The organism is Sinorhizobium chiapasense (assembly GCF_036488675.1).
In the GTDB taxonomy this organism is placed as follows: Bacteria; Pseudomonadota; Alphaproteobacteria; order Rhizobiales; family Rhizobiaceae; genus Sinorhizobium; species Sinorhizobium chiapasense.
On sequence record NZ_CP133150.1, the window covers coordinates 220,545 to 232,845 of the forward strand.

Genomic DNA, 12,301 nt, shown 5'->3' on the forward strand with positions numbered 1-12,301 from the left:
CCGGGTGGAGCTGGTCAGGGTTGCGCAACCCGGTCGGCGGCGGATGGCTCCAGCTGCAAGATAAACTTTAGCTTTGACAGCCCGATCACTCCGCCGCTTTCAGCTGCGCAAGGGCTTGCTGGCGCTTGGCGATGACCACCGGATCCTTGGTAAAGTCCGTCTTCCGGCCAGGCTTCGTGCCGCGCTTCTGGTAGCCATTGCTCTGGCTGCCGTCGCGAATCCCGAACATATGGTCCGTCTGGCCGGTGCGACGCGGCCCGCTCTTGCTGCGCTGTTGTTCTCGCCCGGCCTGCATCTCGGCCACCACCGCCAGCATGTCATCAAGGCGCTTGTTCTCGACCACCTCCGAGCGATGGACCGACCGTAAGGTGTCGAAGGTTCTGTAGGGCAGGGACGTCCCCTGATGGGTGATCTCGAGGCGACCATCGGGATAATCGCAGACAATAAGCTTCTTGCCGGCGAGCGCCGTGGCGAGGTCGGTCGGATCGAGGAGGAACATCACCTTGTCATAGCGCAGCGTCAGGGACTGCGACAGCTTGCGGACCTCCTTGCGGCACATGGCGCCATCGAGGTTCTCATGCGCGGCAAACGGCCGATGCATGTCCTTCGGATTGCGCGGCGCCTTGCCAAAGCGACGATTGAAGTCGGCCATGAACTCCGGCGCATAAGCATTGGCCGCCGCGATCGTGTCGATGCCGCGCAGCCGCAGTTCCTTGACCAGGCGATCCTGCAGCGTCTGGTTGGCGCGCTCGACGCGGCCCTTGGCCTGCGGAGTATTGGCGCAGATGATGTCGATGTTGAGCTCATAAAGGGCCCGGCCGAACTGCGTCAGGCCGCTGGTTCTGTCCTGCTTGGAAGCATGGGTGGTGCGGAAGATGCCATGCTTGTCGCTGTAAAACGCGATCGGCTTGCCCCATTGCTGCAAGTAGGCCTTCGTCGCGTGCAGATAGTCGAAGGTGTTCTCCGAGGCCGCAAAGCGCAGATGCAACAGCTTGCCGGTGGCGTCGTCGATGTAGACCAGCAGGGCGCATTTGGGACCGCGGTTCTCGAACCACCAATGAAGCGAGCCGTCGATCTGAACGAGTTCGCCGAAACAATCGCGCCGGCCGCGCGGCTGGAAGACCCGCTTCTTGCGCTCGCGTCGCGACACCCAGATGCCGGCTTCGATCATCCATTGACGCAGCGTCTCCTTGCTAACGGCAATCCGGTGGCGTTCGAGCAGCTTCTCAGCCGCCAACGTTGGTCCGAAATCCCCATAATGCTCACGCACCAGGTCGAGCACCAGGTTGCGGAAATCCTCGCTGTGACGTCGATTGCTCGGACGGCCGCGCTTCTTCGAGACGAGACCGTCGGCGCCGGCCAGGTCATAGGCCTGCAACAGCCGGTGAACCTGACTGCGGCTGAGACGAAGCAACGCGGCCGCCTCGACGACGGTCAGGCCGCCACCGCGAATCCGCTGGATCAGTTCAAGACGATGCAATTCCTTCTGCGACATGGTGATCAAACAAGACATGACGACTCCGAACGCTCATGGTCTCAACCACGCTTCACGTCGCCAGTCTTCCTTCCAAACGTTGACGTTTGACCAGCATCCCAAGAGGCGACGACTGTCGCATCTCTAACTGGCTCATATGTCGCATCTCTAAACTGCCGCTACATGAGAAGATCGCATAATAACAATTATGGAACCCCAGTGCGGTTTTGCAGCTGTTGCTTTTTGCGCTTAAACCGCATTTTCGAAGATGACGTTGGTGTCAGTCATTGCAGCAAGCCGGTATGACCTGCATTCCATCAGATTGATGATCCGAGCCCTGTTGCCCTTTAGCCGATGCTCACCTGGCTCGCATTGGATGACCGCAGGTCTGATGCGCTCGTAGTCAATGGCCTTAACGAGATCGTGATCCAGTCCTTCGCAATCAATCGATAAGAAATCGACCTTATTGGCATATGGGGTCAATAGTTCATTGATACCGATCGCGCTCACCTCGATATGTTCTCGGATACCTCCTATACCGTTGAAGTCGCCGAAACTTTCAATATGTGCCTTATCCACAGAGGAAAGCTCATGGGCGTTTCCGATGAAGAGCGTGGCAGACGCTTGCGGAGCGGGCAAGACAACGGATCGCACGAGAACGTCTTCCGGGCGCGCAGTGCGGATCAGCGCTTCCAATTCAGGATTGGGTTCCACCAGAACACCTCGCGCGCCTCTTTGGTACATAAGATAGGTACTTGACGTAGAAATGGGGTGATTAGCGCCGATCTCGACATAGAACACACTGGTCCAAGATCTTTGGCTCTTGCAGAGTTTTGCAGCCAAGATTCCTTCGACAATAATGTCTTCTCCGGATTGTGCGTAACTGGCCGGCGCGAAGTGCTTGATCTGTGAGTTCGGCAGATTGAGCCTAGCGACCTCTTGGTTTATGGACTGGTTTTCAAACTGGGACATCATAGCTCGCACTCCCACGTAACCTGCGATGTTGGGACGGGCCGCTACAAACGGTTTGTCGCGGCGCCTCTTGCTCATCATCCTTGCAATCGGCGTACCACGTACGGAATGCGGTCTCCTTATTTAGCAAGAGTGAAATATGCGCCCGCTGGAATGGCCGCGACACATTGTCGGGTTCGCCACATCGGGTCAGGCGAGAAGATGTTCTGCGACCCCAGTGCGCTCTGGCACAAAGGTGACGTGAAAAACGCCAGCAAGCGCGTCCGCCGCTTCATGCCCGGCGATACCGCTCTATGTGCTGTCAACCAAGAACAGCTCGTCGCCCTCGGCCATCATCTGAATGCGCTGCCGCGCAAGTACCTGTGCTATCGCACGCCCGCCGAGGTGTTCATGACGCATTTGCGCCACTGCGCGTAGTGCGCTACTCTTCACACGTCAATGTTGCACTTTGGATTAGATTCCCCAAGCGAGCAAGGAAGCAAGGAATTGGGGTTCGCTTCAAACTACTGCCGGGCGAGCAAGCGCTCGTTGCCACCGCACTGCTCGACAGGCTCCTGCACCCCTGCACCATGCCGTCGTCGTGCAGATCGAGGGATCAAGCTATCGATTGCGTCAGCATCCCGAGCTCATGCCGGACCAAGTCGGCTCGAAAGCGCTGATCACGCCGCCAGCCTTCACCCCGCCGTACCCCATGATGACGGTGCGCCGTAGGGCTGCCTCGCTAGACCCTGACCGACAATCTCACGCCGCTCCGGCGCAAAACTCAAAACTCCATCCTCGCCGTGTGATCACTGTCAAATGTCGGATAGATTCAAAATTACAGCTTCGGCCCGCTCAGGCCAACAAAGCGCGGTGCGCCCTCAAAACCAGTGGACGAAAAACAATATTATAGAAGTGAGGCGTTGGGAACTGTGGCAGATCAACAGGTCGAATTGTCGCGATGCTTGCCTCTGACTGGCACCGATAAATCTCGCCCGTCCGATCAATTTCCTTCAGGTCGAGCGCGTTTGACACATCACTACGCACGCTTCCTGCATGGTTCAATAATTGTACCTTCTCGATTTGCAGCCATTCGTAGTGCTCTCCCAACAACATTTTCACGCTGACGCCGCTTACATATGGGAGCATCACGAAGAAATAGCCATCGTGCAGATGCTGTGCTCTAAGCACGAAACCTCTCGACTCTTGTTCCTTCCCTACGCAGATTTTCAGAGGCGTGAAACGTATATCCATATCGTCTGACACCAGGTCCAATTGGAACCCCCGCTGCATTAGAGCGCTGAACGTAAAATCAAGGCCCAAGACGCGCGTCTCATATGCACCAAGCCGGTAAGGCGACGGCAGGCCCTTCACATTCTTAAAAGCAGTTTCTAAACTATAAATCGTCTTTCTTCGATCTGGTCCCATCAACTTGTCATGCTGGAAGTCTTTAAAATATTCCAGCTCTGCTTCGATAGGCATGTAGACGTGACGGAATAAGGCTGCGTGCGCGGCGCGCTGCAAGACAGAATGGTCGTGCTTCACGCCAGCCTCGCCAAAAAACGTGCTTGCATCACGGATAAATCGCAAGCATTCAGCCTGGACATTGGCGACTTTTTCGTATTGCCTGTCACTCAGTTTGATCTCTTCAAAAATTGGCTCTCCTTCCGAATCATAGTCAATAACCGCTCCTTCCTTGAAGGTGCAGCTTTGCTCAAATAAATCGTGATCACACCAGGGCGTCGTAATAAGTGCTTTAATGTTCGCCGGACGGTGGGGCTCGTCAGAGGCGACTACATAGCGTCCCAAGATGTCGATTTTCAATTCTTCTTTGAAGGTGCGGATCAAATATTGCTGCGTTTGGCCGATATAGCCTGTATCTGCCAAAATAATTGTATCACCTTCCTCTAACTCCAATTCCTTTGACATATAGCGCTTCAAGCGGACGCGCAAAGCAGCTGAGTGCTTGAATATCAACTCCAAAATATCGTCATCGTGCAGCAGCTCATGGAACGACGTCTGTGGATCAGAAGAGCGATGAGCGATCCGTATCAACAATTCAGTCAGTTCAGGTGGGAGCAACAGCTGTTCGGCAATTGCATGAAAACTGTAATACTTTGGTTTGATTCCGCTGATGTAGTAATCGACGTCAGCGCGGGTTTTGAAAGAGGCAGCGATCGCAACGAATTTGCGGATTCGTACCGGCTTTCCCACGGGCCGACGCGCATACGCTTCACATGCAGCTGCAAGAAGATAAGCGTCACGCAATAGAAAGAAGACCTTTACTCGCTTGCCACGCTGTTGTAGCGCTTCGACCTCGTCCATAAGAAATTGGGCATAGGCGTATAGAACCGGACCAAACGACATGTAGCCAATCATTGTCTCCGGCGCGTAGGGCTGCAGGTCTGCTACAGAAAACACTGGCCGAAACGGGCTATAGCGCGGCAGTGCCATGGTTTCCGGTGCCGCCTGCCCCATTACAATCAAGGACGATGCCGCATGCTGTAGGCGCAAGAAGTTTGCAACGTCACGATTAAACTGCAGGAAATGCAGAGCATGCATGCCTAACTCGCGCGGTGCTTGTACATCTGATGCGTCATTATCTCCGATATGAAGTATTTGGGATGAAGGCACCCCACACTCTTTGATTACGATCGGAAAAAGAGCAGCGCTTTTCGCCGTGCCGTAATCGACAGAACAATAAATCTTGCTAATTGCCTGCATTACGTCTGCGGGTAAATGTCGCGTCAAAAGGCGCCTTAAGTCACCTTCCCGCAGATAGGTATCGCTCACGACGATAATTTTAATGCCACGCGTGTACGCCTGCCTTATCAGGTCCACGCACGGAGAGAATGCGAAGCAAACATTCATTTCGGCCTGGATTTCCGCCTCGGCCAGTTGCGCCTGCGCCTCATCAGAAAGCGATGTAAACGATCGATAAATATCACGGATATCGATCTGCCTAGATCCGGTCTCTAAGAGCTTTGCCCGATAGGCACGCGCAGCAGCACTGATGCGCTGATAGGGAGTTATCCCTAGCCGTCGGGCAGTAGGATTATCGGCCAGCAAGGCAAAAACGTCTCTAGGTGCCGCGGTCTTGCGCCACAGCAACGTATCGAAGCAGTCTAGTGAAAGTACCTTCACGGAATGCCCAAAGTTATCCAAAATATGCGCCATATCGTTGGCTTTTATTTGCGCCTTATGCTGCCCATCGCGCATGTCGCTCCGGGACGGACGGTGCTCCGGTTTTAGCCGCTGGGTGGTTCTTTTGGTTGGATTGGTTAGATCCAACGAGTTTTCGGCTCCCCGCCCGTCTCGGGGCAGACCCCGCAAAATCTCGCTATATGCGTCGGGATCAAGCACATCTTCCATATAGACAGTTTGGGAAGGCCGTTGATCAATATCAGTTTGCTGTATCTTGGCGGCCAAGCGATCCAGTATGTGCTGCATAGTTACCCCGCTTACAGATGGACGTCGCCATTGCCGCGAGTACGATGCCGTCTGGGCCAGCCCGCATTTGGCGACGTTGTCTCAACGAACTGCGCCCACGACGGGTCGCGCGTGAATGAGGATCGGATCGACCCTTGCGGCGACGCAAGCATGACCGCGCAAAATGCCTCCTCAATTTCATGGCGGCCGATCGCCGATCCTTTGACGGGATTGCAATTGGCGTGCCGTACTTCCGCGTCAACAAGAGGCCTCGGCGATCTTCTGGGTGGCGGGCAACTGGGGCTGTCGCCAACAGCCGGTCTTCGGGTGGCGATCTGCCAAATCCTGAGCTTGGCGACCAGCGAAGAACGACCTCGAGCGCCATTTCCAGCCCGACAAAGACCAGAGGAAGCGCCTTGTGATGGCGAGCCGAAAAAAACCAGGAACCACACTACCCGATGGCGGATATTCGAAGATCGACATATCGGTGTGCCAAACCGCTTGAATATCGAACCCTTTCAATTACTACGCCGGCCAACTCGAGCATGGGCGGGGAGCGTTCGTGGAGCGTCGCGTACAATACGGACTTGGCGCCGAATCTTTCTTTATGACTAACCTGCGCGAGGCACTACCTCTGATCACCGCAAGGTTCAGTGAGACGGAGCTTCAATAAAAACCTCAATGCCAGTCGAGGCTGCAATTTGCAGGAGCCCGAACGTGCAATGCGCGGCTATTCGGCAACGTCTGCGGCGCCGACGAGTTGAAGCAGGACCCTGATTTCGATCCGTTCAGCGTAGTTTTGTGTCCATCACGTCCCGGAGCCAGTCGCCAAGGAGTCTGATCGATAGTGTGGTGAGCACGATTACCGCAACAGGGACAGCAGCCCCTCTACCAAGAGCTGCGAGTAGCGAACTCAGCCACGCTTCACGACATCATCCTTCTTCCAGGTCACGTTGACCAAAGTAGAACAATCTAAAACGCGTCCTGGTCGCCTGGTCGGCGGAACCCGATTGGTACAGCTCCAGAGCGGTCCCGCTTCATCCATCACGATCGACGAAGCCTACTGCGGGCACAACAGGATCATTTCCCATTTGGTTCGTCCGCTTGTTCTCGGGTCGCGTTAACCCAAGATTTTCACGGAGCGTAGCTCCACTATATTCAGAGCGAAACAAATTTCTCCGCCGAAGCTCGGGAACAACAAGTTGAAAAAAATCATCCAAACCGTCGGGGAACACAGGAGGCATTATAATAAACCCATCTGCGGCGCCCTCCGTAAAAAAGCGTTCCATTTGGTCGACAATTTCTGCGGTCGAGCCAACGCAAACCAAATGTCCTCTTCCAATGCTGAGGAGAGCTGTGAGTTGCCGAATCGTGAAATGCCTCTCCTTCGCAGTATCGATCAGCAGTTTCTGACGACTCTGCATGTTGTTTGTTTCACCTAAGTCATCGGGAACCGGATCGTCGAGCGAATGTTTATCGACATCGAATACGTAACCGAGGAGTCGCTTAGCCAGTTCAAGAGCAATGTCTTCGTGGATTAGCGATTGAAGCGTACGCAGTTTTTCCTCAGCTTCTTCTGCAGTCGGTGCCACGAGTGGAACGATCCCAGGCATCACAACAAGGTCCGCATCAGATCGACCGAAGTCCCTTGAGAACGCCTTGACCGATTTATAAAACGCCTTCGCGTCCTCGATGCTTTGCTGCGCCGTAAAGATCAGTTCGCCATATTGCCCTGCGAACCTGGCACCCGTCGGCGAGCTACCTGCCTGTGCAAGGACGGGATATCCTTGTGGCGAACGGGATATATTCAGAGGTCCGCGAGCTGCAAAATATTTCCCACTGTGGTTCAAGAAGTTCATTTTCTGCGGGTCGAAATATAGCCCGGATTCACGCTCCATAATAAATGCATCGTCCGCCCAACTATCCCACAATCCTTCAACGACCTCCAAGAATTCGGCTGCACGTTGGTATCGTTCCTCGTGGGGAGGAAGCGCTTGTAGGTTGAAGTTTTGCGCTTCAAACGGATTTGCCGAGGTAACGATGTTCCAGCCGACGCGACCGCGGCTCAGGTGGTCGATCGATGCAAATACGCGCGCAAGATGATAAGGCTGATTGAATGTGGTCGATGCTGTAGCGACTAAACCAATGTTCTTGGTGGTCATGGCCAAGGCTGCCAGCAAGGTGGTAGGCTCGAACCCGACAATTCGGCCGGAACGCGACATCGCTTCGACCGTTGATTCACGAACACCGGCAGTGTCAGCTATGAATACAAAATGCAACGCGGACGCCTCCGCTTTTGCCGTATAGGATTTATACCGTTCGATATTAGCGCCCGCATCCGAATGCGCGTTCATGTGGCGCCATCCAGCCTCGTGATGGCCACCCGGACGCAGAAAAGCACCTAGTACCATTTGGTCTGCAGACATAGCTCTCTCCTTCAAAGGCTCTGCTCCACGTGATAGGCGGCGGCTCAGCGGTGATTGGGGCCAGATATGTTGCGTCATTCATTGGGGTCTCTGCCGCATGCGGAACCTGATGGTTCATTTCACCAAACAACCCGCTCTGACATTTCCGGGTCAGTCAGGCACAACAACAATTGCTACCAAACCAAACAGCACAATGATTTGGGATGATTTGCTTCTCGGCGCCGCCTGGCCAATCACGAGATCGGTTCACGTTCCGATAAACCGACATGTAGCCTTCGGGATGACGTGTCAGCCGCCGCTCGCAATCGCCTTAACGCTCAACGTCCAGGCCGATGACGGCCGCTGGTTGCAGGTGAGCGATTGTGAGTGTCGTCGCCGATTATACGGATTCAGCATTCCGACCGCACGGGTGATGCCCATCCTTTAGAATGCGAATCTCGCGCCGACCTGACATTTTGCTTTCCTTCCTTCTCTCCAGCGATCGCCATACCACTCGCGACAAGAATATCGGTGGGCAGGTTTCTGCCGCCTCGCGACGAAGGAACTTCAAAACTCGTGCCAACTCCGCAGAAGGAGCCGCAGAAAATGTTCTGCAAACAATTCAATGGCTTAAATAGAGTGCAGCAGGCAGCCGCCCAACACCACGGTATCATGGAGTCGACAAAACCCGACAGTATGTCGGAGTTCCGGTTTAGATTAGGTGCGAGCGCCTTTGATCCGGCTTTGTATACAAGGCTTATTTGGGAACTTCAGCCGTGGATTTGATCGCCTGCAATTGTTCGAGCGATCGGGATTTTTAGTGGATACGGATTACACCGACGCGTTTGGAAGCAATCTTGCCTGTGATCCAAATGCATGGCTTCGGAAATCGCAAGGCTGGGCCGGTGGACGTGCCCGATTCAAAGAAGCCAACATTTTCCACATGATCAACGGCCGCGCTGTCGAGGCGGTCGAAAGTCGGCCTTGAGCAGACATGGACGAACCGGTCGAAGACTGGGAGCCGGATTTCGATATGCGACGCGGCATTCGCATGGTGCGGGGAGTAGCACCAGTGCGAATGCCGGTGCGTTTGTCTCCCTTCGCCGACGAACTCTTCTCATCTTGGATCAGCGGCCTGCGCTGTCGGTGACGGCCGCCGGAGGCATGCCGGGAAGAGAACAAGGAAGGAGGTCCCACCCCCAGCGATTGCACGAAATGGCAGCAGATGGTGAAGCGCGCATCCCGGTCGATTTGGACCGGCATGGCGTCGGCCATTGTCACGGGAGCTTCGGGGGGAACTGGGCGAAAAACCATCGAGGGCGCGGCGAAGTAAATCGGTTCAGGTGGCCGTTTTCACCAGCAATGTACGGACCGAGCCTCTTGCGTTCGAAGCTGAACGAGAATGTTGGAAGCCCGACAAAACCGGCCGGCAGGTCCGGGCTGCGGGAATGGATAAGTGGTGCAAGACAACCGGTGCCCCAATCCGGCATGCAACTTGCTTCGACGATTTTCGCGCGGTGGACGGTAGTGGCACCCGCTAAGCGGCTCGTGCAGAACACGCCCTATGCGGCAGCCATGGCAGGCGTGTCTGCTGGGTAGTGTCAGTGGAGGTGAGACAGCATGATGGGAGCATTCTGATGCGCGGAAGCACGTGCTGTTCCGGTCTACGATGGCTCAAGCCAAGATACCGCTGCGCGGCTGCGATCTGCAATGGTGCGAAATCGACAGCGAAGACGATCTTCGTCTTGGGGACATTTCCGGAGAACTCCTGTGCAACAACACACTTGTAGCGGCTCGCTAACGATCATGGAGAGAGCTATGCTTCGGCACCTATTGGATCCAGCAAACGCCATCACGGCGGCTGGTATTTTCTTTTCTTCTTTCGCGGTTTACCTCGCGTTGGCGGGCCGCACGGAGGTCGCCGTTGCCGTGGCACTCTGGGCCATGCTGGCTGACCATCTCGACGGCGCGGTTGCAATCCGCATTGTCAATCGACCTCCTGAGAAGGCAAAAATGGGCAAGAGCCTAGACGGTTTCGCGGATATCATCTATGGAGCCGTGTTCCCTGTTGTGTGTATCATTACCGCAAGCAATGCGTCTCTGCTTTCGCTGCTTACTGGGACAGCACTATTGCTGGCAGGCGCTATAAGGCTCAGCTATTTTAGCAATTTTGGTCTATCCGAAGACAATAAATTTACTGGCCTCCCCCTCTCTTATGACGTTCCCTTGCTTGCAGTATTATTTCTAATAAAATCTGCACTTGGTGGTCAGTTCAACACCATTCTAAATATCCTCTTCCTTGTCATGTCTGTGTTCCACGTCTCATCAATCCAAATCCCGGCTCCCGGGAAGCTCATGTACGTTGCTATCCTTGTCTTCAGTGTAGCGGCCTCCGCGTCGCTCGTTGCCGGAGCACTTGCATGACAAGCATTGCTCTTTCTCCAATTGCGGCCCTGTGGGGGATTGTCGGCGCCAACACACACGGCACCAGGGAGATGGGGGCCGTGTTGCAACACCGCGGCTGTAACGTGGCCATGGAGGAGCGACCGACTTTCTCTTTTGGCGCTCGCCACTCCGCTCAGATCGCGCCTATTGCTGTCGATGACGACATCGCCGTCGTTTATTCGGGTTTTCCATTTGTCGTTGATGAAGAGACCAGAATGCCACGTTATCTTTCGGCTGAAGGCATCCGGACCGAATACGTCAGGCTTGGCCTCGATTTCTTCCGAGTTCTATGCGGTCACTATGCAATTGCAGTCTACTCCCGAAATTATCACCGGCTGATCCTTGTTCGTGACGCTTTCGGCGCGCAAAGTCTTTCATGGGTCGCGTCGAATGACAATTTTGCTTTCTCAACGGAATATAAGGCACTGTTGTCCCTGCCATGGGTTAACCGTAGCCTTGATCATGATGCTGCCCGCCGCTTCGTCCATGACGGATGGGCGCCGGCCGGGCGAACCTTTCTGCGACAGGTTTCTATGGTGCTGCCGGGATCCCTCCTCATATGGCAGAATGGAAATGTTGAGAGAATCCATCTGCGCGAAGGTCTGTGCGATAGACGCCCCCCGTTCAAATCGGTCTCAGTTGCTCAAGTTAATAGCGCGGTTCGAGAGACGATCGGTTGGCATGCGAACGATTTTGCGCCGAGATATGGGGTGATGCTTAGTAGCGGCGTCGACTCCGCTGTAATTGCGGCGACCCTAAGGCGAATTCGAGGCGATACTGAGGTTCACACATTCACCGTTGGCTACGGTCACGACGATCCGGAGATCATCGGCGCGAGTGCGACGGCGAGTCTTCTTGGAACACATCACCATGAAATCATCGTTCAACCCGACGCGCTCACAACACTGCTGAAGGACACTATTATCGCCGTCGATAATCCTGGTGGATATGATGAATTCCCATGCCTCTATGCCTTGCACCAGACGGCTCGAAATTTTGTTGACATCATTTTTTCTGGCAATGCTGCTGACACTTTGTTTGCCGGTATGCCGTATCATCAGCCTTTGCTTGCAACAGATGGCGCAATCCATCGGCGGCTTTGCAAGGACCTCACTGGTCGCGACGAGCGCCTTGCGGCGCAGGAGCTCTTGGCTGGTAGGCACGGTCTCTCCTTTAGGATGCCGTACGCGGAACGAATTCTGACAGACTTGGCGCTTGAGATCCCTGACTTTCAGAAACTCAGCCATGCGAACAACAAGATAATCTTTCGCGAGGCGGCGCGGCAAATCCTACCCGACGAAATCACCATGCGCCCCAAGCGGATTCAGCACCTCCGCTACGACAACGACATGTGGTCTTGGCTGGCCGAAAGGGTTGATTGGATCCGCTCGAATTCGATTCTTTCGAAGCATTCCCTCGAAGTGCTCGAACGGATTGTCATGCTTCCCTCTGGTACTGCCGAACTTACCGAAGAGAGTTTCAAAACTGCTTGGAACCTAGTCTCGCTTGCGACGTGGGCGAGCATCTACCTCGATGGTAGTCACCAACTTGAGCTGGTGACATTCGACATAACAATCGATATCGACCGGAGATGAAC

6 protein-coding genes and 2 pseudogenes are annotated in these 12,301 nt (G+C 54.7%); 4 read left to right on the plus strand and 4 right to left on the minus strand.

Translation table 11 applies throughout. The features are described from left to right. Positions 1-85: 85 nt before the first annotated feature. Entirely contained in the window at positions 86-1,513 is a 1,428-nt protein-coding gene (locus RB548_RS22535; RefSeq protein ID WP_331374341.1) for an ISNCY family transposase, read from the minus strand. A gap of 210 nt (positions 1,514-1,723) precedes the next feature. After that, positions 1,724-2,446: an FkbM family methyltransferase gene (locus RB548_RS22540; RefSeq protein WP_331375267.1), complete on the minus strand. Its 723-nt coding sequence runs from the start codon at positions 2,444-2,446 to the stop codon at positions 1,724-1,726. Positions 2,447-2,650: 204 nt separating this feature from the next. Here RB548_RS22540 and RB548_RS22545 point away from each other — a divergent pair. Together RB548_RS22545 and RB548_RS22550 are read left to right on the plus strand one after the other, a co-directional pair. Beyond that, positions 2,651-2,863: pseudogene (locus RB548_RS22545) on the plus strand (IS30 family transposase); the annotation flags it as partial. Positions 2,864-2,970: 107 nt separating this feature from the next. After that, positions 2,971-3,131: pseudogene (locus RB548_RS22550) on the plus strand (ATP-binding protein); the annotation flags it as partial. A 149-nt stretch (positions 3,132-3,280) separates the two neighbouring features. Here the strand turns inward: RB548_RS22550 and RB548_RS22555 are convergent. Together RB548_RS22555 and RB548_RS22560 are read right to left on the minus strand one after the other, a co-directional pair. After that, positions 3,281-5,875 carry an HAD family hydrolase gene (locus tag RB548_RS22555; protein ID WP_331375268.1) on the minus strand — a complete coding sequence of 865 codons (2,595 nt, stop codon included), beginning with the start codon at positions 5,873-5,875 and terminating at the stop codon, positions 3,281-3,283. Positions 5,876-6,891: 1,016 nt separating this feature from the next. Next, entirely contained in the window at positions 6,892-8,280 is a 1,389-nt protein-coding gene (locus tag RB548_RS22560) for an LLM class flavin-dependent oxidoreductase (RefSeq protein WP_331375269.1), read from the minus strand. Positions 8,281-10,077: 1,797 nt separating this feature from the next. Between RB548_RS22560 and RB548_RS22565 the strand changes: the two genes are divergently transcribed. Both RB548_RS22565 and RB548_RS22570 read left to right on the plus strand, forming a co-directional pair. Further along, entirely contained in the window at positions 10,078-10,683 is a 606-nt protein-coding gene (locus RB548_RS22565) for a CDP-alcohol phosphatidyltransferase family protein (RefSeq protein ID WP_331375270.1), read from the plus strand. Then, positions 10,680-12,299, plus strand: a complete 1,620-nt coding sequence (locus RB548_RS22570; RefSeq protein ID WP_331375271.1) for an asparagine synthetase B family protein — start codon at positions 10,680-10,682, stop codon at positions 12,297-12,299. The genes RB548_RS22565 and RB548_RS22570 overlap by 4 nt, the downstream gene beginning before the upstream one ends. Positions 12,300-12,301: the final 2 nt, after the last annotated feature.

What these genes read in the sequence shown, in the direction of transcription:
- RB548_RS22570 (WP_331375271.1), top strand. Translation starts at nt 10,680, where the DNA reads ATGACAAGCATTGCTCTTTCTCCAATTGCGGCCCTGTGGGGGATTGTC.
- RB548_RS22540 (WP_331375267.1), bottom strand. Translation starts at nt 2,446, where the DNA reads ATGTCCCAGTTTGAAAACCAGTCCATAAACCAAGAGGTCGCTAGGCTC.
- RB548_RS22560 (WP_331375269.1), bottom strand. Translation starts at nt 8,280, where the DNA reads ATGTCTGCAGACCAAATGGTACTAGGTGCTTTTCTGCGTCCGGGTGGC.
- RB548_RS22565 (WP_331375270.1), top strand. Translation starts at nt 10,078, where the DNA reads ATGCTTCGGCACCTATTGGATCCAGCAAACGCCATCACGGCGGCTGGT.
- RB548_RS22535 (WP_331374341.1), bottom strand. Translation starts at nt 1,513, where the DNA reads ATGTCTTGTTTGATCACCATGTCGCAGAAGGAATTGCATCGTCTTGAA.
- RB548_RS22555 (WP_331375268.1), bottom strand. Translation starts at nt 5,875, where the DNA reads ATGCAGCACATACTGGATCGCTTGGCCGCCAAGATACAGCAAACTGAT.